The organism is Nitrospirota bacterium (assembly GCA_030684575.1).
Taxonomy (GTDB): domain Bacteria; phylum Nitrospirota; class Nitrospiria; order Nitrospirales; family Nitrospiraceae; genus Palsa-1315.
Genome location: JAUXVD010000003.1, coordinates 152913 through 176366 on the forward strand (window position 1 = coordinate 152913; position 23454 = coordinate 176366).

General features: G+C 54.9%; 16 protein-coding genes. All 16 read left to right on the forward strand.

Going from position 1 to position 23454, the window contains the following annotated elements:
- The first annotated feature begins 98 nt into the window (after positions 1–98).
- The 16 genes from Q8N00_01090 to Q8N00_01165 all read left to right on the forward strand — a co-directional run bounded on the left by Q8N00_01090 (position 99) and on the right by Q8N00_01165 (position 23436).
- On the forward strand, positions 99–629 hold the full coding sequence (locus Q8N00_01090) for a tetratricopeptide repeat protein (protein ID MDP2381378.1): 531 nt from the start codon (positions 99–101) through the stop codon (positions 627–629).
- A gap of 560 nt (positions 630–1189) precedes the next feature.
- Complete coding sequence (locus Q8N00_01095) at positions 1190–2710, forward strand: lipopolysaccharide biosynthesis protein (protein ID MDP2381379.1); 1521 nt, start codon at positions 1190–1192, stop codon at positions 2708–2710.
- Positions 2711–2777: 67 nt separating this feature from the next.
- Positions 2778–3980, forward strand: a complete 1203-nt coding sequence (locus Q8N00_01100) for a hypothetical protein (GenBank protein ID MDP2381380.1) — start codon at positions 2778–2780, stop codon at positions 3978–3980.
- A gap of 63 nt (positions 3981–4043) precedes the next feature.
- A complete protein-coding gene (locus Q8N00_01105; protein ID MDP2381381.1) occupies positions 4044–6032 on the forward strand; it encodes a right-handed parallel beta-helix repeat-containing protein in 1989 nt (662 codons plus the stop codon).
- A gap of 76 nt (positions 6033–6108) precedes the next feature.
- Positions 6109–7443: a hypothetical protein gene (locus Q8N00_01110; protein MDP2381382.1), complete on the forward strand. Its 1335-nt coding sequence runs from the start codon at positions 6109–6111 to the stop codon at positions 7441–7443.
- Between the two features lie 180 nt (positions 7444–7623).
- On the forward strand, positions 7624–8757 hold the full coding sequence (locus Q8N00_01115; GenBank protein ID MDP2381383.1) for a glycosyltransferase family 4 protein: 1134 nt from the start codon (positions 7624–7626) through the stop codon (positions 8755–8757).
- Positions 8758–9078: 321 nt separating this feature from the next.
- A complete protein-coding gene (locus Q8N00_01120; protein ID MDP2381384.1) occupies positions 9079–10269 on the forward strand; it encodes a glycosyltransferase family 4 protein in 1191 nt (396 codons plus the stop codon).
- Between the two features lie 3 nt (positions 10270–10272).
- Positions 10273–11046, forward strand: coding sequence for a WecB/TagA/CpsF family glycosyltransferase (locus Q8N00_01125; GenBank protein ID MDP2381385.1), 774 nt, complete (start codon positions 10273–10275; stop codon positions 11044–11046).
- Positions 11047–12094: 1048 nt separating this feature from the next.
- On the forward strand, positions 12095–12760 hold the full coding sequence (locus tag Q8N00_01130; protein ID MDP2381386.1) for a hypothetical protein: 666 nt from the start codon (positions 12095–12097) through the stop codon (positions 12758–12760).
- Positions 12761–13365: 605 nt separating this feature from the next.
- Positions 13366–15000 carry an MraY family glycosyltransferase gene (locus Q8N00_01135; protein ID MDP2381387.1) on the forward strand — a complete coding sequence of 545 codons (1635 nt, stop codon included), beginning with the start codon at positions 13366–13368 and terminating at the stop codon, positions 14998–15000.
- Positions 15001–15097: 97 nt separating this feature from the next.
- The gene (locus Q8N00_01140) at positions 15098–17479 is read left to right on the forward strand and encodes a tetratricopeptide repeat protein (GenBank protein ID MDP2381388.1); all 2382 of its coding nucleotides are present in this window, start codon (positions 15098–15100) and stop codon (positions 17477–17479) included.
- A gap of 10 nt (positions 17480–17489) precedes the next feature.
- Entirely contained in the window at positions 17490–18104 is a 615-nt protein-coding gene (locus Q8N00_01145; protein ID MDP2381389.1) for a polysaccharide biosynthesis/export family protein, read from the forward strand.
- A 110-nt stretch (positions 18105–18214) separates the two neighbouring features.
- A complete protein-coding gene (locus tag Q8N00_01150; protein MDP2381390.1) occupies positions 18215–19354 on the forward strand; it encodes a hypothetical protein in 1140 nt (379 codons plus the stop codon).
- Between the two features lie 9 nt (positions 19355–19363).
- Positions 19364–21136: a Wzz/FepE/Etk N-terminal domain-containing protein gene (locus Q8N00_01155; GenBank protein ID MDP2381391.1), complete on the forward strand. Its 1773-nt coding sequence runs from the start codon at positions 19364–19366 to the stop codon at positions 21134–21136.
- 15 nt (positions 21137–21151) lie between these two features.
- The gene (locus Q8N00_01160; GenBank protein MDP2381392.1) at positions 21152–21982 is read left to right on the forward strand and encodes a CpsD/CapB family tyrosine-protein kinase; all 831 of its coding nucleotides are present in this window, start codon (positions 21152–21154) and stop codon (positions 21980–21982) included.
- A gap of 35 nt (positions 21983–22017) precedes the next feature.
- Positions 22018–23436 (forward strand): AAA family ATPase, encoded by a 1419-nt coding sequence (locus Q8N00_01165; protein ID MDP2381393.1) that lies wholly within the window; start codon positions 22018–22020, stop codon positions 23434–23436.
- Positions 23437–23454: the final 18 nt, after the last annotated feature.

The window sequence follows — 23454 nt, forward strand, 5'->3', positions numbered from 1 at the left end:
AAGCCCTTGAAAGTTAAAGTGTTTGTGAATTGATGTGAATGGCCTAATACTTGCTCGGGTACAGCCATTTGGTGTCTTGCCCCTCAGGAAGTTTGCATATGAAAGAATTCGATCCGTCACCCCTGAAACAGGAACAGAGTCCTGCCTCTTTCCCGATCCTATCGGGCACTGACAGCCTCGTCACGATGCCAGGAATCTCCAATCAGAGCGTCGAAGCCGCGGATTCAATAGACCCGTCGGACGGGCACGAATCGTACGAACGAGGAACAGCGCTCAAGAATGTTGGTTTATTCAGACAGGCAGCAGAACATTATGAGAAAGCCGCACAGCATCCACGATATGCACTGAAGGGCTTTGCCCAAATGGGTTTGTGCTTGAAAAAAAGCGGGAAACAGGACGATGCCGTTGAGGCCTTTCGACGGGCCCTCCAAGTGCCATCGACATCGTTGAAGGAGCGAGTTCAGATTCTTTATCTCTTAGGGAGAACATTGGAATCACTCGGGCGTATTCCAGAGTCAATGGAGACCTATCGCTGGCTCCGGCGTGAAGCGCCCCAATATCGGGATGTGGCCATGCGAATCGAGTCGTTAAGCACTAGACGAATGCCCGCCAACAACCGCTTAACCTAAGGGACAGTCGCAGAGCCATACAGACATTGAAACTGTGGTGGGGCCCTTCTGCAAAACGGAACGTCACGCCTCATCTAAGACGTTTGTTAGTTGTGGAACCCAAATAAATCAGTTAGGTTTTCTCCAGCAGGGCTCGCATTCTCACAATTCTGGCAGGTAGAGTCTCACCCGTTGCGGTCTCTCTAGAAGCGAAGGAGCGAGTCACCTGGTGGCAGGGCAATGGAAATAATCGCGATCCCTCGAAATGTGGTGGAGAACTGCTCGTGGCATCAATGTTTCTGTGGAGGGTTTGCATGAAGCTCGGCCGCTATTCCAGGATCAGTCATTAGGCCTGAGTAGTGGTGGGGTTCGACAATCACGCCAAGCTTGTTTCAGCTTTATTTGTGGTCCAGGCAGGTGATGTATCGGGTGGCCGTTCTTTCATCATAACCAGCTCAGACCGCCGAGGCAGACAGTGACCCACCGGTGAGTCGATATCCAGATCTCATTTGCGCCATCCACTGAGTGAATAATCCGTTCCTAACGCATGCGATCTGTGCAGAAGTAGCCAGAATGACACGATGACGGTTAAACGCCGCGTACTCAAGAATGCTGCCATGGCCATCGCTCAGGTGGTGGTCATTGGTCTTGCCTTCTTTGTGCTGTTCCGGTTCCTCCTGGAAACAATCGGCATCGAACGCGTGGGGATTTGGTCTCTGGTGTTGGCCACCACGAACGTGACTCGCATCAGCGAACTAGGCTTTGCGAACAGCGTGCTTCAATTTGTTTCGCGCTACCTTGCCAAGGGGGAACCGTTGCGGGCGGCACGGGTTATCGAGACTGCCATCATCACCGTGGCAGGATTCGGCGGTCTCGCGCTGTTTCTGTTGTACCCGATTCTTGAGTGGGCCGTTGCGCGATTGATTCCGCCCGCGCTATTGCCGGAGGCCATAGGCCTTCTGCCATTCACCGTTGGGTCGCTGTGGTGCAGTATGATGGCCTCAACTGTTCACTCAGGGCTGGACGGAATCCAGAGAACGGACTTGAGAAGTGTCGTGCTCATGTCGAGCCAACTGATTTTTGTAGGAACTGTGTTCTATCTCGTTCCTGCCAATGGCCTTGAAGGGGTGGCTCAAGCGCAACTGATCCAATCGTTCTGGAGCTTACTCGTGAGCTGGATGGTGCTCAAAGTCAGCCTCGATGGGCTGAGCATCATGCCCTATCGTTGGTCCGCCACCGTATTCCGTGAGATGTTCGGCTATGCGGCCAATTTTCAAGTGAACGGGATCGCACAGCTCTTCTTCGAGCCGACAACTAAAGCATTGTTGAGTAAATGGGGCACGCTTTCGGATGTGGGCTACTTTGAAATGGCCAGCCGTATGATTATGCAAATTCGCAGCCTCCTGGTCGCGGCCAATCAGGTCATGGTGCCTGTGATCACGACTCAGCAAGAACGCGCACCTACCCATATCCCGGACACATACAAGCGCTGCTATGACATCATGCTCTATCTGTCCATCCCTATCTTTTCCTTTCTCTTTGTGGTCACTCCGCTCATCTCCGAGGCGTGGATCGGGAGGTATGAGGCAGTGTTCGTCGTGTTCGCATTCCTGCTCATTGCAAGCTGGGCGCTGAACACCACTACTGTACCGGCGTACCTTGCCTTTGTCGGTACCGGACAGCTCCGCTGGAATACATGGTCTCATCTGCTCATGGGCGTCACCAATCTACTCCTAGGCTACATCCTCGGGTATATGATGGGCAGTATCGGCGTTGTTGTGGGCACGTGTCTCGCCATTGTGGCCGGTAGCGTGATGACGCTCCTCACGTTTCATGCAGAGCACCACGTTGACCTTCACGGCCTCGTCTCACGGGGATCGAAAGGATTGGCACTGTGGTGCATGTCGGGGGTCGTCGGGGGACTGCTCCTGTACTATTTTCTGCGCGATACGCTCGCGCTCTGGACCGTTGCGGTATTGGTCTGTGCCATTTTTGGTGCCTTGGTTGCCCCCTCAATGTGGCACCATCGCATACGAACATTCCTTCTTGACGGTCTAGCCGAGCTATGCGGCCTCAAAAAAACGCATCAGGAAAAACATTGAATATGACGTTCCAGGACCCTCGCGGCGAATGTGTGAATATGCGCAGCAATAAGGCAGGCATTCCGTTATGAACGTGCTGATCATCGAACCGTTTGTCCAGGGTCACCATGGTGCATATCTTCGTTGGATTATTCGAGCCATCCTGTCTCGCGGCCACTCGGTTCAGCTCGCCACGTTTGAACCAAGTTTGGCGCATCCCTCCATGCAGGATTTGCTGTCTACTTCTGGAGAACGACTCACCGTCATCAGCAGGCCGGCTCGCGCCTTTGGGACATTCGACGGAAATCTCATTCGGATGACCGCTGACATGATGGCGTTTCGACAATTATTGGGACATTTCTATGCTCTGGCTTCGAACCGCTGCCGAGTCGACTTTGTCTTCTTGCCCTATCTCGACTATTGCACCTATGCATTGGCGGTCGCAGGTTCACCGTTCGGAATAACCCCATGGGGGGGAATTATCATGAGGGCGGCATTTCATTACTCAGCCATGGGTGTCAAAGCTCCCACCGGTAAGGTTGAGTCCGTCAAGAAATGGCTGTTTGGCCGGCTCATGCGCGATCCACATCTTCGCGTATTATTCACGATAGATGAAACGCTTTACGAATACGCCTGCGAATGGCCCCAAGAGACCCGTTCACGTCTGGTCTATCTTCCGGATCTTGCTGTCACCAAACAGTCAATCGATCGACCCAGTGCGCGCGAGCGCCTGCGACTCGGACAAGATGCGTTGATCATCTTGATGTACGGATCGCTCGCCAAAAGAAAAGGGATCGAAGCATTGTTGCTGGCCAGCCAACATCCGGACTTTCCTTCCCGCTGCCAGTTGCTCCTGGCTGGAAAACAGGCACCAGATGCGATACCTATTCTTCAGTCGCCTCAAGCGATGCGCTTACGGCAAACGGGTCGATTGCACGAACTCACGCATTACCTCAGTGAAGATGAAGAAAATACGGTGTTCTCAGCTGCCGACGCTGTGTGGCTTGGCTACCTGGGTCACTATCAAATGAGCGGGGTCCTTGTGCAAGCGGGAATGATGGGTCTCCCGAATATCGCGTGTGAGGAAGGGCTGATAGGCTGGCTCACCAGGCGGCATCAATCCGGTGTGGTGGTCCCCATATCCGACCCTGCGATCGTGGCGAGAGAGATCAAATCTTTGTTCGAAACTCCCGGTCGTGCACATGAATTCGGCAGCAATGGACGAAAGGCCTATGCTTCACACACTGAAGCTGAAGCAGCAAGGATTCTTCTGCAGGCGATTGGTTGCTGAGATATGTGTACCTGTCCAATTATCATCGGGATCTGTGTCACGCTCCTTCTCGGGAGCCCGCTGATGGCCGAGACTTCCGGCCTGACGTATTATGTGTCATCAAGCGCCGGGAGCGACCGTAATCCCGGCACGCACGCCAAACCCTTCTTGACCATCGAACGGGCCCGCAATGAGATCCGGGAACTCAAAGTACGCGGGACACTCGGCACAGCCGGAGTCACCGTGTATGTCAGAGGAGGGGACTACCCGCTGACAGAGACATTTACACTGAGCGAACAAGATTCCGGCCTGTCTGATGCCCCCATCGTCTATGCAGCCTATCAGCATGAGGAAGTGAGATTGTCCGGAAGCATCAAGATACCGGTCGGGGCCTTTCAGCCGGTTACGCAGGCGGAAGAGGTGAAGCGGCTGGCTTCTTCCGCCATGCCTCACGTCCGTCGAGCCGATCTGAAAGCGCTAGGATTGGCCAACGCTCAGGACACGCGCTGGAATAGAAGCGCCCCTGGACAGCCTGAAAGGCCGAGTCCCGAAGAGATTTTTGTCAATGATGAGGTGATGCAGGTGGCTCGCTGGCCGAACAAGGGATGGGCTGTGGTTGCCTCTGTCACGGATGCCGGGAAAGCCGGCAACAATATTGAAGGCCGTCCAGGGGCTTTCCGACTTGACGATCCCCGCATCTCGCAATGGGGCAATACGAACGTTTGGCTCAAAGGTTATTGGTATTGGGATTGGTACGATGAAACCATCGCTGTTCGATCGATCGATCCTGTCAGCCGTACGGTCGCGCTGGCAACGCCCTCGGTCTATGGACTGAAGGCCGGGGCAAGGTACTTCGCGTTCAATGTCCTGTCAGAGCTTGACCAGGAGGGCGAATACTACATCGATCGTGAGACGTCTGTCGCATACTTCTGGTTTCCTGCGTCGCTGGCGGGAAACCGTGTGACTGTCTCGCGGCTCTTGACCCCGCTTGTTGCGTTACGGGACGCCGCCTTCGTCACCCTCCAGGGGCTCATCATCGAAGAGGGGCGCGACGATGGTATTCAGATAAGTGGGGGGCAGGGGAACCAGATTCGCGATTGCATCATCCGTAATGTTGGCAAAGACGGGGTTGTGATTCAGGGGGGATGGCAACAAGTAATTACAGGCTCCCATGTCTATAACGTCGGCACACGCGGTATCGTGGCGACGGGTGGGGACCGAAAGACCCTTAAAGCCGCCGAGCACAAGATATTCGGCAACCATGTGCATCACTATGGCCGTCGCATTGCTACCACCAAAGCCGGGATCGATATCGATGGGGTAGGGATAGAGGTGTCGCATAATCATGTTCACGATGCCCCTCATGTGGGTATTCTCTTTGCGGGCAATGAGCACCTCATCCAATTTAATGAGATTCACCACGTGTGCGAGGAGACTTCCGATGCAGGCGCAATCTACGTGGGGCGGGATTGGACGGCGCGTGGAAATGCAATTCGATACAACTTCATCCACGACCTGTACGGCAAGAACCAGAAAAATGATGTGACGGCGATCTATCTCGACGATCTTGTAAGCGGCGTAGATATTTTTAGCAATGTGGTCACTGACGTTCATCGAGCGATACTTGTCGGAGGGGGCCGCGACAACAGGGTTGCCAACAACGTATTTGCCAATTGTGACATTGCGATTTCCTTGGATGCACGAGGGGTGACTGGCGCACTCTCGATCATGTCGCAAAACAGTGTGTATATGAAGCGGCTTCGGGCCATGCCATTCGGAAGTCCCCCTTGGAGCACGCGGTATCCGCAGCTCGCGACGTTGCTTCAGGACGAGCCGATCATTCCAAAAAATAATGTGTTGCAGCGGAACGTTTCCTACCGCTGCAAGCAATCAACGATCAATCCACTCGCGCGGCCATACGGTTCTATTGAACTCCCGCAGGATTCGGATTCCGACCTGGGATTGCCAGCTCGGGCCATTCAACATTCCCCAGCCAGACCACGCACTCCGATTCGAACCATGCTTCCTGGCTGGGAGGCTGTGCCTTTTCCCGATATGGGTTTACCGAAGTAACCCCATCAGGTGGCGCGAGATATCTGAGAACGAATATGGCGAACATGCCCGACGACGCACATGAGCTGACTTCATCATGAATCTTGGCATCTACATCGGACTTCTTCTCGCCCTCCTCCTTGGCACGCTCTACCGTCCGGCGATTGGTCTTGCGAGCCTGGTCTGTATCCAGGTGCTGGATTTTTGGGGACAGTTGTCGTCACCGTGGTTAGCTGAAAACGGGAAGTTCACAAATCTCTATGTGGTCGGCCTGGTCGCCATCGGCTTACTGCGCGCGCAACAGACTTCGTGCGAAAAATTACGCGGTATTCCGTGGGTACAGGTGGTGGTCGTTTGTTTGTGGCTTGAGGCCGGAATCTCCTTGTATTGGTCGCCGGCATTCACGCAAGGACTTGGGGAATGGGGTAAGTATTGGCCGTATATGTTGCTTCATGCCGGTCTCGTTCCGCTCCTCATCAGACGTCCCATCGATTTGCAGCATGGGCTGAGCGCCGTCTTAGTTCTCGGTGCGGTGTTGGCCATTCTCGTGGATGCATTCGTCCGTTGGGACCAACGGTTCATCGTGTCGTTCTATAACCCGAACGAGAGATTTTGGAATGCCTTGGCCTTCGCGCAAATGGCTGGCTATGTCACGATCGCCGCAGTGCTTCTGAACCATCAAAGAAGCTGGTTCTGGACGCTCCTCAAAGGAGTGGCTATCGCGAGCAGCGTGGTCTTGGTCGTGAAATCAGGAACACGAGGGCAATTCGTACTCATGGCGACGTTGCCCATCATATTCTTGCCCATAAGCCGAACGCTCACGAGTATGAAAACGTATGTGTCGGGCGTTCTGTTGGTGGCATGTCTGGCCTCCGTAACGATCTTTGCCTACGATTCCCTCACGCACCAGGACGAGCGCTGGTCCTCCGGCAAGTTCCAATCAGACTGGAACCTCCGAGTGAACAATATCGACAAGCTTCTCCATCACTGGCTGAAGGCGTCGAATGGTGACCCAGCGGTTCTTGTTCTCGGACTCGGAAACTCCGCGTCGTTTTCGCCACGCATCATTGGGTTTTACCCGCATATGATGCTTCCGGAGGTGTTGGGGGAAGAAGGCTTGCTGGGGGTGGGCCTCTTGGGTTTGGCCGTCTGGGTGTCCATCCGCTCCACGCGGAGGGCCTACCATCTTGCGAAGGACGATGAAGTCCAGCGCGGCATCCTGGCCACTCTGTCGGCATGTTTCGCGTTCGCATTTTTGTTGTCTTTTAAGCAAGGTTCCCTGGTAGGGTTTTCGGCAGAAATATTTTCGTTTGCAATATTGATTGAACGGCAGGGTCGGCTGCTCGTGTCGTCACAACGCATCCAGATCGATGATGCATCGATCGAGCCCACCTTGCCCGATTCGGTTGCCAGTGCTTCGGGACCGGCATGATATCTATGCAGTTATAGATGGTTGTCCGATGTGTGCGCGTCACGGCGCATTATGTCGAGGCCCTGGATGGTGGTGGGACAGTCGACGGAGGCGCCGTTGGGAGGTGCCGCTGAGCATTTCACCGCGACTATCCATCGTTTCAGGCACGATTCTAATTGGTAAGAATAAGCAGGCTTAGCCATGTCCAAGGTTACGATCATTCAGCGGATTGTTCCCCACTATCGCGTTCCGTTTTTTGAATCGCTGTATCATGAGCTGGCCCATGCCGGCATCGAACTGCAGTTGATTTATGGACAGGAATACCCTGGAACTGTGCCACGCTCAGAGCTGCTGGAACATCCCTGGGCCGTCAGAATCGAAAACCGATATCTCAACACACCCTTCGGGCGACTCGTGTGGCAATCCTGCTTGGGCCGCCTGCAGGATTCCGATCTCATCGTGTTTGAACAGACGAATTCCTTGCTGCTGAATTATTGGCTATTGCTACGTCGGCGACTGGGGAAGCATCGATTGGCCTTTTGGGGACATGGACGCAACTTTCAAGCAGGCTCAGGGCATTCGTTAAAAGAGGAGTTGAAGAAACTATTCATCAATCAAGTCGATTGGTGGTTTGCATATACGGAAGCCAGCGGTTCGGTCGTCCGGGAATCTGGGTTCTCCCAGGATAGAATCACCATCGTGCAGAATGCGATTGATACCAATGAACTGGGATCCGCGCTCGCGGCTGTGACGCAAGACGACCTGAGTGCTTTGCGCGCTTATTTAGGCTTACCGAAGGAGCATGTCGCCTTATATTGCGGCGGTATGTATGCAGGCAAGCGACTGAGTTTTCTGCTCGAAGCATGCAAGATGATCCGTGAGAGAATCCACGATTTCCACGTGGTCCTCATCGGCGACGGCCCAGAACAGGAGACCGTCGAACGGGCAGCCCTGGAGTACGACTGGATTCACTACGTTGGCCCCAAATTTGGAGGGGATAGGGCAGTGTATTTTAGAGCCAGCCGCGCCCTACTGATGCCGGGCTTGGTAGGATTGGCCATCGTGGATAGTTTTGTCGCCGGGACACCGTTGTTCACGACAGACCTCCGGTCGCATAGCCCTGAAATTTCATACCTGGAGCATGGAGTAAACGGGGTCATGACCCCCTGTCATGTGCACCTCTATGCAGATGCCGTGGTGAGGTTTTTTGAGTCGGAGGAACAACAGCAACGACTTCAGTCGGGATGCCGGCGCAGCGCTGACCTCTGTACCCTAGATCATATGGTGTCTAGTTTCTCGATGGGTATTAGGTCTTGCCTTGGCCTTGAAAGATGACGGGGATGCCGTGGGTAAGGAGCCTTAATAGGACGCATGGAGCTTGCGCATTCCGGGCTTAGGGGGTACGTAGCGTCCATGGGAAAAGCATCACCGGTTCAAGTCACGCAGCCCCGTTGTACGACATTTCAATAGAGCTTCAATACTTGCTAGAGGTCTATGACTACTGCATCGATGAGAGAGCGCCCGGAGTGATGGGCAGGTTGTTACGATGAAACGAATTTCCCCTCTGCGCAGGTCTGCATCGGCTATTGGGCAGGATCCGCTGGTTTGTTCGGTGGACGGCAGAATCTGAATAACGGTATGCGGCAATAGGTCTCCATGAAAGTCTTGCTGGCTCACAACTTTTACCGCTCGTCTGCTCCCAGTGGAGAGGATGCCGTGTACCGCAATGAGCGAGCACTCTTGGAGCGCCATTGTGAGGTGGTGCCGTATGAGCGCTTCAACGACAACATCGACGAATCGACGTTGACACGAAAGTTTCAACTGGCGTTGGAGGGGGCATGGTCAACGCGCACCTATCGAGAGTTGTCGGCACTGATCCGGCAGCATCGGCCGGACATCGCCCATTTCCATAATACGTTTCCCCTCATTTCCCCCAGTGCCTATGCTGCCTGTCGAGACAACGATGTTCCTGTTGTGCAAACCCTTCACAATTTCAGGTTGATCTGCCCTGGTGGCCTCTTGCTTCGTGAGGGCCGCCCCTGTGAAGACTGCGTTGGAACAACGCTGCTCCCCGCGTTGCGTCACCGCTGCTACAGAGGATCACTTCCAGCGACAGGAGCATTGGTTTGGATGCTGTTGCAGAACCGCTGGCGTGGAACCTACCAGACCCTCGTCAGTCGGTATATCGCGCTGACTGAATTCGCCGCGAGCCGATTAATTGAAGGGGGCCTCCCGAGAGAACGTATTACCGTGAAATCCAACTTCGTGGGTGATATCCCGAACCCCGGTGCGGGAGACGGTGGTTATGCCGTCTATGTGGGGCGTTTGAGTGAAGAGAAGGGCCTTCGCACCCTCATTTCTGCATGGAAGTTCCTTCCGCGGGTACCGCTGAAGATTTTAGGTGATGGTCCACTACGCCAAGAGTTGATCGATCTTGCTATTCAACAGAACCTGCCCGTGGAATTTCTGGGATTCTGCGATCGTTCGACAATTATCGACACCATAGGACGAGCAGTGCTGCAAGTCGTTCCATCTGAATGTTATGAAGGTTTTCCGATGGTGGTCCTGGAGGCCTATGCGTGTGGTACGCCAGTTGTCTGCTCCCGAATCGGCAGCCTCAATGAGATTGTCGAAGAAGGTGTGACGGGTGTGAAGTTTGATCCCGGCAATCCGCGAGATCTGGCGGCAAAGATTCAGCTGCTTTGGGATGACGCTGGACGGCGGCGGTCTATGCGTGGAATAGCTCGAGCCACATTTGATAATAAGTTTACGGCTTCAAGCAACCTCGCCGCCATCATGGCGATTTACGAAACGACGATCCGGACCCACACGCACATTACGAGGTGACCGATGGCCGCTCGCGAGGCAGGGTTTCTCCTAAACATTCCGATTGACCGTATAGCCCTGCCAGCAGCCGCGCAGGAGGCGCTTCGTGCCGTAGAGGGGAAACGATTGCCGGTCATTTTTGCTTGCGCCAATCCTCACTCGTTAGTGGTGGCCCAGCGAGACCCCAGTTTCCATTCAGCTCTGACGCGGGCCAACCTCGTTGTTGCCGATGGGGTCGGGGTGTCGATTATGGCACGATTGCTCGGCGTGACGATCGGTCCTCGGATTACGGGGAGCGACTACTTCTTTGCCGTCTTGAATATTCTCCAGCAGCGTGGTCGGGGACGCGTCTTCTTCTTTGGGTCGTCGCAGAGAGTCCTTGATCGTATCGCCAGTCGTTTCGCCACTGACTTCCCTTCCCTCACACTATGCGGCACGCTGTCTCCGCCATTCGGTTCGTGGAACGACGAAGAGAATCGTCGAATGGTGCAGATCATTCGTGACGCGAAGCCCGACGTGCTTTGGGTCGGTATGACTGCGCCCAAGCAAGAGAAGTGGGTAGAGGCGAATCGTGGGCTCGTGAATACGCCGGTGATCGGATCGATCGGTGCGGTGTTTGATTTTTATGCAGGCACCTACGCAAGAGCGCCGGAATGGATTTGCCGGGTTGGTCTCGAATGGGCCTACCGATTCGTACTGGAGCCGAAGCGGATGTGGCAGCGAAACGCTGTTTCAGCTCCGACGTTCGTCTGGCTGGTGCTCAGACAGCATCTACTGGGGAGAGTGCCTGGGAGATAGGTTGTGGTGAGACGGAGGGGTTTAATCAGAGATCCCACATACGCGGGGAATGATGAATCATCTCTACCCTCCGTCTGAACTTCGCATAAACCTGCTACTACTGTTTGGAGTCCACCAAGAAGGTGACGGTTACTGAGTTCCGATCTCGCCGAGGGTTCGCCTCACACCATACTCCCTCGATTACACCTATCGGTTTCGAAGTATGATACTGCCTTTCTCTAGCATAGGTCTCCTAATTACGGTAGAATGTAGCGGTCGGTACAGAAGAGAGCTGGTTTCCTTCCAGTAGGGTCTTCGGCTACTTCATCAGACAGCGGTATATTACTGAGGCTTCGTCATGTGAGGCTCTGGTAAGGCATCGGAGTGGAGTCAGTAGACTTCTCCACTTCTATGTTTTGCCGAGGCCGGATTGTTCTCCAACTAGGCACAGGCATCATGAGCAGCATGTCCCCGTACGGAGGCGTGAGGGAGATGCAGTATGACGGACTCACGGACGAGGCCATTGTGTCTCTTCTCTGAGGCCTCGTTGATTGCGAGCGGGATATGCACGACGCGGTTCGTCGGATGAAGTACTCAAACTGAGCAATTGTGAACAGATTGCCGACTGCTTGTTAGATAGACTCGACCAGAACGTGCACATGCTTAGGCATTCGCCTATCCACGCTGCTTCTGATCCGACTCTCGGCAACTCCTCTACCGGAGTTCTTCTAAGGAGTCTGTCTTATTACGCTGGTGGGGCGTAATGCCGGACGTTGATAGGGAGGTTGCGTAATTTACTGTAGGCGGAATGATACGGTCACCCATGAGACTCAGTCCTCCGCATGGTTTTGGTTGTGCGCTGTTATCCGAATCGCATCAATAAACAGGAAACAGTTTGTGGCAACGTCCTCCAGTAGTGATCCACCACTGTAGGGTTCTGCAGACAGTGCCGGTGCTCTATCTTTTATCTCTTATATGTTTTCAACGAGATAGGAGATGCTTTTACGGTCTGTTTTTTGCGTGTTAACAGGTTATCGCGGATAAGCTAAGTCTACGAGGAGAGTTTGCTATGCAGAGGTCAATCAAGGGTGTTGTTTTTCAGGCGATTATGTTGAGTTCCGTTCTCCTGTCCTTGGAGACAGCTGAGGCAGCGTTGGTGGCCTATTCCTTTACGGAGGGCATCAGCACTATCAGTCTGGCATCACTGCCCAGCACGACCCCCCTGGGTTCATCCGCGCCTGGTTCGATTAAGTTCGCTCACGTCTCTGGAAGCCGGGGCCACAATCAATCAAGCGCCGCCACAGGGATACCAGTGGTAATTGGGAGCTACAGGCCTTCCAATGCGTACGGAGCGAACGCGGTGAGGATTTCTGAATATGGAAAAGAGGGAGACGGATTCAAGCAAGACGGGTGGAGGCTGGTGAGTGAGGCCATGGGTATTCTTCCCAATGTCTCTGCCTCACCCAAGGATGATGTTCAGCCGGATCGCGACGGCGGGAGCATTTTGCGGCTTGCCAGCTTGGAGCACCCGCCAAGCCTTGCATCCCTCACAGCGCACAGGTGGCGGCTGGTTTTTGCCAATCCTGATGGGGATGTGCTCACGATCCGTGGGGCCTTGAATAGCTTCACGACGGCGCCGTTGTCGGCAGCGGCTCTCTTGTTCGGAGCCGGACTTATCTCGCTCGTTGGGCTTGGCGCGGGAGGATTGAGAAATCTCAGGGTGACTCAAGCGTAGACGGAGGTATCCGTCTTCTCACTGTGATCCGGTAAATCCGGGAGTCTGTTTTTCTGTGACCGACAACCACATGTCAACTGAGGATAGAATTCTATCTGCCTACTTCACGCGTGGGAAACAGATTGCAATCCAAGCAAGTACGAAAGTAACAGGGCTTTAATGCAATACCGTAGGGTCTATCCTCGCAAGCCGCAATCCGATATCTGTGCAGATATTCTCTACAGGGTTATCCTGCGCTAGGCTCCTTTTACCTACATCTGGCCTATTCGTATGAGGAGAAATCCTTTCCCTGGCGTCAGCGCACTCATGGAAAGTCTCACAACGGGATATCTGTCAGCCGGCCGCCTCGTCTGTCTGTTCGGCTGCTTGATCGGGAGTAGAGATTGTCATGTGGGATGTCCGTGCCGTTATTTCGCCTATGCTTGATAAGGTAGGTATACCCGCTCGATCGTTCGCTTATTGTGCCTGGTGGAGCCAGGAATATCGTCGACCGAAGATTTGCGCCGTTGGAATGCGAAATGAGTGGTGAGCGGCTGAAGGCAGAGAGCGAATGAAGTTGGTCGGGTTCCAGTTGGAGCCAAGAAGGTGGAGGGGAGCCCGGGGCGATGAATAGTGCGCTTTTTTTCAGCTTTATGACGTCGCTATTTATCTGCGTGGCGCTGATTCCGCCTTTGCGTCTCTTGGCTGATCGATTCCAAATCATGGACCATCCTGGCGAACGAAAAGTGCATCAATACCCTGTTCCCCGGGTAGGCGGCATTGCGTTCGCGGTAGGCGCCTATGCCAGCATCCTCTGGTGGGCTGTCCCAGACAGCACCACGCTGTTAGTTCTCTGTGGCGGATCAATTATTTTGGGATTCGGCGTATGGGACGATCGGGCGAATCTCAGCTACCGGATCAAAGTACTTGGGCAGTTGGCGGCGGCGCTTGTGGTTGTTGCGTTTGGTGGGATTCGTTTCGAAAGCGTCCCATTCCTGCTTGATGCGGAACTGCCGATTTGGGTTGGAGCTCCCGTCACAGTTCTCTTTCTAGTCGCCGCCTCAAATGCGGTAAACCTGGCAGACGGGCTTGACGGACTTGCCGGCGGCCTTTCATTTTTGACGCTTGCCGGCACGGCATACCTCGCCCATCTCTCGAACAACTCGACGGTATTGATCCTCGCCATCCCCTTCTTGGGGGGACTTTTGGGTTTTTTGCGGTACAACACATATCCGGCTCGAATTTTCATGGGCGACGGTGGCAGTCAATTGCTTGGATTTATCATTGGCGTGCTGGCCATTCACTTAACCGACTCGACCCATGGTCCATTCAGTCCGATCCTGACGCTCTTTCTGTTGGGATTGCCGTTCCTGGATACAGTCGGGGTCTTCGGACAACGACTCGTGGAGGGCCGATCTCCTTTTGTCGGTGACCGCACACATATTCATCATAAATTACTCGCCGTGGGACTCTCGCACTATGAGGCTGTGACGGTGATTTATGCCTTTCAGGCAGGTATGGTGGCGTTGGCCTATCTCCTTCGCTGGCAATCCGATTCGTTGATTATGTTGCTCTATCTCCTTCTGTCCGGCGCCGTCCTGGCTCTTTTTGTCGCTGCCGGGAGAGGATTAATTCCTGCTGCGGAACCGGATCATCCGCGGGTCCGATCGGAGAGATGGCTTTCAGATGTTTTCAGTCGCTCATGGGTACGAGATCTACCGATTCGGTTCTTGGCCGCTGTGGTTCCTCTCTTTCTCGTTGCGACGGTATTTCTTCCTGCCTACGTTCCTGATGATGTGGGCTATATGTCAGTCGTCCTGTTTTGCGTCGTGCTCCTCGGCCTCTCGCTACTGCCACAGTTGGCTCCTTACTTTGTCCGGGGGGGGCTCTACATGGGGAGTACATTCCTGTTGTATGTGAGTGATGCGTCATGGATGCAGGCAGGTCCTCCGATCCCATTTACCTACCATATGTTATTTGGCGCAATGGCTGTGATGGTTTTACTGTGCATGCGGTTCGACAGTCAGAGCAGGTTTCAGACGACGCCACTGGACTACCTCATGGTGTGCCTCGCCGTGATCGTCCCGTTCCTTCCAGAGATACATACGGACATCTCGGCATTTGGTCTTTTTGCGGCGAAGCTCATCGTGTTGTTTTTTTCGTTCGAGTTGCTGCTACACGCATTCTCGGATCGCGTGAAACAACTCGGACTCGTATCCTTGTGGGTGTTGTTTGGGTTGGGCATCCGGATGTGGCTCTAGTAGGAGAGGGGAACGTCGGAACCGTCGTCGAAGAATGGTTGATTGATAACCGTTCGACGGGTGCAGTTGTTTTCAGGCCGGCGACTAGGCTCACACCATGAATAACCAGTTCATCATCATAGTAGGTGTCGCTCTTACACTCGTGGCCTGCGGCGGGCCAGCGGAACGGAAGACCAAGTATCTCGCGCGCGCGCAGGGATACCTTGAAGCGGGAAACTTTCCAAAAGCTCGGGTGGCTCTGCAGAATGTGCTCATCGTCGATTCGAAATATGTCGCCGCCTACTATCTCCTCGCGCAGGTCGAGGAAAAGGAAAAGAATTGGCGAAACGCAGTCGGGCTGTATCAGCAGGTGGTGCAGCTTGCTCCTGATCATACCGACGCGTTAATCAGGCTGGCCAAATATTACCTGGAGGCACGTCTGACCGACCTGGTCGTCGTGACGGCCGACAAGGTACTCGCGATGGACCCACTGGATTCTCGAGCGAACGCTCTCAAGATTGCCGTGTTGGCTTTAGCCGGACAACAGTCTCAGGCAATAGCACAAGCCGAGGCGCTTCGGTCGCAGTTTCCAGCTGAACCAGACGTGGCGATCTTACTGGCCACTCTCTACGGCAAACAGCAGCATTATCGCGATGCGGAGACTATCTTGCGCCATGCGCTGGAAGCTCACCCAAAAGATATAGATCTCTTGAATAATCTGAGTACGATCCTGGTTCAGGCGAAGGATATGGATGGTGCGGAGAGGGTAGCCCAGCAGATGATTGAGGCAGAACCGGCAATTTTTGGTCATCGGATCAGGTTGGCCCGATTCTTCGACGAGCAAGGGGCGCATGAGAAGGCAGAGGGGATCTTACGCGAGGCCAGCGCACTTGATCCACAAAGTGAAGAACGGCATCTCGTATTAGCCGACTTCCTCGGCATCAGGAAGGCCCCTGGTGCTGCTGAATTGGTACTCCTTGAGGCGGCAACCTTGTTGCCCGATTCGACAAAGATTCAATTCGCGCTCGCGACGATCTATCAAGCAGGAGGAAAGATTGCCAAGGCGCGTGAGCAATATGTCAAGGTGGTCGTAGGCAATACACAGAAGCCGGCCGGCCTCGAAGCCAAGATCAAACTGGCTGAGATGGATCTTATCTCAGGCAATCAGGCAGAGGCAGCACGACAGGTTCAAGAGATCTTGAAGGAGAGCCCTCATTCGGCTGACGGACTGATACTCTCTGGCAGGCTCGCCTTAACCAGGGGAAATGGCAACGATGCCGCTCAGACGTTTCGCACCGTCTTGCGAGGCCAGCCAGAATCTGCAGCGCTGCATTTTCTACTCGGCCAGGCCTACCGACTGACCGGAGAGACCGATCTTGCAAAGGGAAGCTTCGAGCGCGCGGTGGCATTGTATCCCGGACAAGTCGAAGCCCGGCACTTGCTTGCGGCCTTAGAGAGCCAGGGCGGTCGTCACCGGGAGGCCCGCGTCCGACTCGAGGACCTCCTGAAGCAACGGCCCGACGACGTGGACGCACTTGAGCTGCTGTTGAACCTCGACCTGGTCACAAAGAACTGGGACGAAGCGGAACGCATGTTGACTCGTCTCAAAGCCCTCTCGAAAGATCCTGTCGTCCCCCTCATGGCGGAGGGACGACTGCGTCAGGCGCAAGGCCGACTCGACAAGGCCGGTGCGGCGTATGAGCGTGCGACGGTTCTTGCCCCGAACGATCCTGAGCCGTTGATGAATCTGGTGAAACTGGATATGGTGCAACAAGATGGCGGTCGTGCACGGACTCGCCTCGATGCCGTGCTCGCCGCACAACCGGACCATCTGTTCGCCCATGGGCTCATGGGCGAGGTGCTCGCCCTCACCGGTTATCCTCAGGACGCCGAGATCCAGTTTCAAGAGGCGGTCCGGTTGAACCAAAAATGGATTACGCCGTGGCTCGACCGGGGAGAATTATGGCTGTCACAGAAACAGCCGGACCGGGCGGTTCAAGTGATTCAGGCTGGCCTCAAGGTCAACCCGGACAGCGAGGAGTTGCACATGCTTCTCGCATCGGCCTATTCGACTCAAGGCCTGATCGATCTTGCCATCGACGCGTATGATGGAGCGTTGCGCCTGAATGCTCGCAACGTGCTGGCTGCAAATAACGTGGCGGTCATGTTGGTTGATTACAAGGGGGATCCACAGAGTGTACAGAAAGCCTTTGCGCTCAGTCAGGATTTCGAGAAAGATGCACCGCATCCGCTATTTCTGGATACGCTGGGTTGGGTACGGTTCAAAATGGGGCAACAGGAAGAGGGACTTCGTCTCATGAGGAAAGCGGTTGCTGAATCGCCTGAAGTCCCCATTCTGAATTATCATCTCGGGGTTGCGTACCATCAATCCGGGAAAACAGCAGAGGCTCGACGGTACCTCTCGAAAGCGCTGAAGAGTGCTGAGGCGTTTCATGGGCGTCATGAAGCAGAGCGGATCATGTCACAAATGAGGGGGTAATAAAGAGGTCATGTCTGGTTATTATCACGAGATGTTTCGCCGCATAGAATTGCGAATCCTGTTTCTCGTCATGCTGGCGATCGGTGGCGTCCCCTATGGGTCTGATGCCCTGGGATCCTCCCCCATCGCACCCGATGTCGATCCTGGCTATCGTCTTGGAGCTGAAGATGTCATGCTGATTTCTGTATGGAAAGATGAGCAGCTGACCAGAGAGATCGTGGTGCGGCCGGACGGAATGTTTTCATTTCCACTTGTGGGGGATATCCAGGCCGAAGATCGAACGGTTGAGGATATTCGTCTCGACCTCGTGAAGCGCTTGTCCAAATACATTCCGAATGCGAATGTCTCGGTAGCCGTCACGAAGGTGCTCAGCTACAAAGTCTATGTGGTAGGGCGAGTCAATAAGCCCGGCGAATACTTGATCGGCCATTATACCGACGTGCTTCAGGCCTTAAGCTTAGCCGGCGGGTTAACCCCGTTTGCCGCGGAGAATGACATCAAGATCGTGCGTCGGATCAAGGGACGCCAACAAACCTTTCCCTTTCGATATGGAGATGTGCGAAGGGGGAATGATCTCGAACAGAATATTCTTCTGCAACGCGGCGACGTCGTCATGGTGCCCTAAGGGTTGTGAGTTATATGCGATGGAATGATGTGGGTGGAGTCGGTGGTCGTTCGAGCAGGTGGAAGAACGCCTGTCGGTCGATCGTGTGGGTCTGTCTTCTAGGATGTGGAGTGGTAGGCCAAAGCGAGGCGGCCGAGTGGTCAGTATTGCCCTCGATTGGAGTCAAGGGACTGTACAACGACAATTTGCTGTTGACGCCACTGCCTCACAGCGAGACCTATGGTTATTGGGTGTCACCTGCAGCCGAACTGGCAGGGAAGACGGAACGCCTTGAAGTCAGTGGCCGGGTCGCTGCCGATTTCGTGTCCTACTATGGAGGGGAGGACAGCCGATTTACCAATGTCTTTCTTCCGGTGGCCGTGCGCTATAAGACCGAGCGAGATCTACTTGGGTTCACCGGGGGATTTACCCGCGACAATACGTTGATGGGTGAGCTTCTGACGACCGGCGTTGTCTTGCGATTTACACAGCGGAACCAGTGGAATGCCGCACCAACTTGGACTCGGACCTTGACGGAGAAGCTTTCCGTACAAAGCTCTTTTCAGTTTACCGATACCACGTATGAGAATGGCTTGCGTCTTGGCCTGGCAGACTATCAACTCCTTGGTGGAGCCGGTGGGCTGCTCTATCAGTTGACCGAACAGGACCAACTCCAACTTACCGGTTCGTACGTGAACTTCCATACGACCAACGCCCCCTCTGCATTTCGCGCCAGCTTTCCTGGTGCAAACCTGAGCCTGACCCATGCCTTTACGGAGACCCTGACCGGGACAGTGTACGGAGGCCCTCGTTTCGTGAGTTCATCCGTCACGGCGGTCAACGACAAAGTGACGTCTCAGAGCACCGTTTGGCTGTATGGCGCCAGCCTCGCGAAACAGTTTGAACGCACGTCGATTCAAGTGAACATGGCTCGGGATATTGTGCCGAGCGGGTTTGGCTTGCTGCTTCAAACGGACCGTGCAGGCGTGACCCTGTCGCATAATATTTCCGAAACACTGACTGGCTCCATCAACGGATCAGGGTATCTCGTCTCAGGCATCACGAAGCTCGCGGGAGGGAGCAGCTTTCCGGATGCCCGCTACTTCACGGCCACTCCCGCGATCGCCTGGAAGTTTCTGGAGTGGTGGAAGCTTGAGGTTTCCTATACGTGGCGACGACGCGAAGTGGATGGCTTCTCGGACTCAGCGATGTCCAATGCCACGATGTTCATGTTAACCTACTACCCTCCAAAGCTGTCGTTTTCCAACTAGACGTTTTACATGATGACAAACAGACCGGGCACACAGGAATCCGAACCCAGCCAGAGCCTCCAGTCCTACGTGGCTATGTTTCATCGTCGCCGGACGTTGATTGTCCTGGTTGCGACGGTGTTGTGTGTCCTCAGTCTCGCCGTCGCTTTTTTGTGGCCGCCGGTCTACAAGTCTATGGCGATGATACTGATCGAGGAACAGGAAATTCCATCAGAGCTCGTCCATTCGACGATTACCAGTTATGCCGATCAGCGTATCGAAACCATCAAACAACAAGTCATAAGCCGGACGACTCTGTGGAAGGTCGTGGAGCAATTCAATCTCTATCCGGACATGCGGCGGAGCAGCCCCGTTGAAGAAGTTGTGAAGCAATTCGCCAAAGACATCGCCGTCGAAGTGATCAGCGCCGACGTCGTGGACAAACGGACCCAACATCCCACGAAGGCGACCATTGCCTTCACCGTGGCGTACCAGAGTAGTTCGCCAGATTTGGCTCAGCAGGTCGCCCAGGAGCTGACCAGTCTGTTTCTGGGGGAAAATCTCAAGAGCCGTGAGCGTCAGGCGCAGGAGACCACCGCCTTCCTTCAACAAGAGGCGGAGAATTTGTCCAGGCACATCGGCGAAATCGATGGAAAGATTGCCCAGTTCAAGCGGCGGGCGAGCGGGGCGTTGCCGGAACTGATGCCGCTGAATTTGCAGCTCATGAGTCAGTCCGATCGAGAGCTCATGGACATCGACCAGCAGATTCGAACGCTTGAGGAGCGCAAAAGCTATCTTGAGGGGGAACTTGCAACCATCAAACCGAACACCCCGATCATGTCCGTAAGCGGAGAACGGATACTGGACTCATCCGAGCGCTTGCGAGGCCTGCGAGCAGAATATGCCGGCGCATCGGCCAATCTATCCTTCGACCACCCCGACATTATCAAGATGAAGCAGGAAATAGAGTCCCTCGAAAAGGAGACGGGGCAACTCCCTGAGGTTGAGGAAGCGGCCAAGCAGCTGACCAACGCCCGTGCGACGCTGGCCATCGCATCGGAGCGGCTTGGGAAAGAGCATCCAGATGTCGTGCAGGCTCAGAGAAAGATCGTTGCGCTTGAAGCGGAAGTCGGGCGGCTCAACGTGGTGACACGCAAGAGCGCTGCGCAACGACCGGAGAACCCGGCCTACATCAATCTCCAGGCCCAGCTGAACTCCGCTACCTCTTCCCTCGGCGCTCTGCGGGCGACGCGCGCGGCAGTGAAGCAGCGGCTCGAGGATTTTGCCACCCGCCTCGAACGGACTCCCCAGATGGAGCCCGACTACCTCTTCCTGACGCGCGACCGTGATACTTCGGGGCAGAAGTATCAGGAGATCCGGTCCAGGCTCCTCGAAGCGAAGGTCTCGGAAGGCTTAGAGGTTCGTCAAAAAGGCGAGAGGTTTTCTCTCATCGACCCGCCCACTCTGCCGGAGAAACCGGATAAGCCCAATCGGATCGCCATTGTTATTCTTGGGTTTATGTTCGCGATCGGCGGTGGCATCGGTTCCGGAGCCGTCGCGGAATTGCTGGACCATTCGATACGGACACCGGAGCAGCTTGCGCTGTTAACTCAGGCGTTTCCGCTATCCGTGATTCCCTTCATGCCGAACGAAGATGACCTCGCCAGGGCGATCACCCGGCATCGGCTCATGAAAACGGCAGGTCTCACTGTGCTGCTGACCGCCCTCCTGCTGATGCATCTCTTTTGGCGTCCGTTGGATGTCTTGTGGTTTGCCGCGCTCAAACGATTTGGCCTAGAGTAGGGGGAGGAGACATTGATGGACCGATTTCGAACGGCACTGCAGCTCCACAAAGACCAACAGGGTCAGTCTGGAAACAGGCCATCTACAGGAAAGGATGCCGCCGGCCATCAGCCCCCTCCTCCCATTGTCTATACCAAGACGAGGTCGCTGGCTATTCCACTTTCTGTGCTTCGCCAGCGGCGAGTGATGGCGGCATACGACAAGGGCCCCTTCGTCGACGCATTTAAGATTTTGCGAACTCAGGTCATGCATCGCCTTCGTGAAAATGCCTGGAATGTGTTGGGTGTCACCAGTCCGGGCCACAATGAAGGCAAGACGTTGACTGCAGTGAACTTGGCGGTGAGCCTTGCGATGGAGACAGCCCAGACGGTGCTTCTCGTCGACGCGAACCTCCGTCACCCTAGCGTCCATGAGGTCTTTGGCCTCAATGATTGTCCAGGCCTTGCAGACTACCTGCTGGACAACCAGCCACTTGAAGATCTCTTGGTCCATCCTGGGATCGGCCGATTCGTCCTGCTGCCGGGAGGAAGGGCGGTCTCCAATTCGACCGAAATTCTCACCTCGCCTAAAATGCTGGCGTTAGTTGAAGAGCTGAAACATCGCTACCCCTCGCGGATCGTGATATTCGATCTGCCCCCGCTGCTGCACACGGCCGATGTGCTCGCCTTCTCTCCCTACACGGATGCGCTGCTCCTGGTCGTGGAGGAGGGAAAGACGACGACCGAGGAGGTGCAACGTGCCCTGTCGCTGGTTAAAAAATCCCGTCCCGTGTTGGGAACGGTACTGAATAAGGCCGGGCAATTGGCCGCGACTCCTGCTAGCATGAAACAGTTACTGTCCCTGTAGCGCGGAAATCACCGAGGCCAGATCGCGAGCACTGTATGTACGAATCATTTTACGGACTTCGGGCGAAACCTTTCGCGCTCCTGCCGGACGGAGAGTCTCTCTATCCAGGATCGACCCATCGCGCCGCCTATAGCCTCCTGGAATACGGCCTGGTCAACGAAGCGCCGTTCATGGTCCTGACCGGGGAACCGGGAATGGGCAAGACCTCGCTCCTGCGAAAGTTGATTGCGGAGCATCACGACAAGTATTCGATTGGTTTTGTGACCAATGCGCGGTACGACGTGGAGCATCTCCTGCCTTGGATCCTCCTTGCTCTTGGCCTCAGCCAGAAGCGGTTGGACCCCGTGGAGGCCTACCATGTATTTTCAGAGTTTATGACTCGGGAATCGAAGCGAAACCGTCGCGTGCTGCTCATTGTCGACGAAGCGCAAAGTCTGGGGTCCGAGCTGCTGGAAGAATTGCGGCTCCTCTCCAATTTGAACGACGGTAAATCCCTGAAGCTGCAAGTCATTCTTTCCGGACAGCCCGACCTCCACACACTCTTGCAGCGGATCGACATGACACAATTCGCCCAACGTATTGTGGTCGATCATCACCTGGAGCCCTTCACCGAGGACGAGACCAGCCAGTATATCCTCCATCGATTGCACAAGGCCGGCGGCACCCAGACCATATTCACCGAGAGGGCCTGCGTGCTTGTCCATCGGTTGAGCAAGGGCATCCCTCGTTTGATCAATCAGATCTGTGATATCTCACTGACGTATGGTTTCGCGGAACAAACCGGCGTCGTCACGCACAATCTCGTCGCCCAGGCTGCCCTCGATCGAACCAGAGGCGGGATTCTTCCGCTCGGCAAGGTCGACGAACTCAGTGCTCTGGCAACCGCTACTGACGACTCAGCGGGCACTCCTATTGCGGCGCTCCAGCTGAACGTGCCGTCGTTTCGGCCAGAGGCATCAGTCGAGGATCCCCCTGTTCACCAATCGGTGGTAGCTCCGGATGTCCTCTACGGGCAGGCCGTGACATTGAGAAAAGAGAGACGCTTCAAAGAGGCCATCGAGGCGTTCAATCGTGTCAGTCAGGATCTATCGTATACGTTTAAGGCTACGGCACAAGCGGGGCTCTGTTATACGGAGTTGGAAGAATACCCTGCAGCGATCGAGACATTTCGCAGGGCATTGAGCGATCCGTCCGGGTCTCGCAATGAGGTCATCAATGTACAGTACTTCCTCGCACGAACTCTGGAATCGATCGGAGAGAGAGAGGAGGCGTTAATCCTCTACCAGCGCATTGTCCGGTCCAGTCCGGCGTTTAAAGACACCGCTGCGCGGGTGAAGCAATTGACGGTGCAGAACAAACGTCTCAAGAATGGAATCCGTCACGCGGACAGCAATGGCACGTGGTTCAGCCATGCGCTCGACAGCCTACAGCACCTGATCGGCAGCCGCCGATAGCAGAGAAGCATTTCCCGC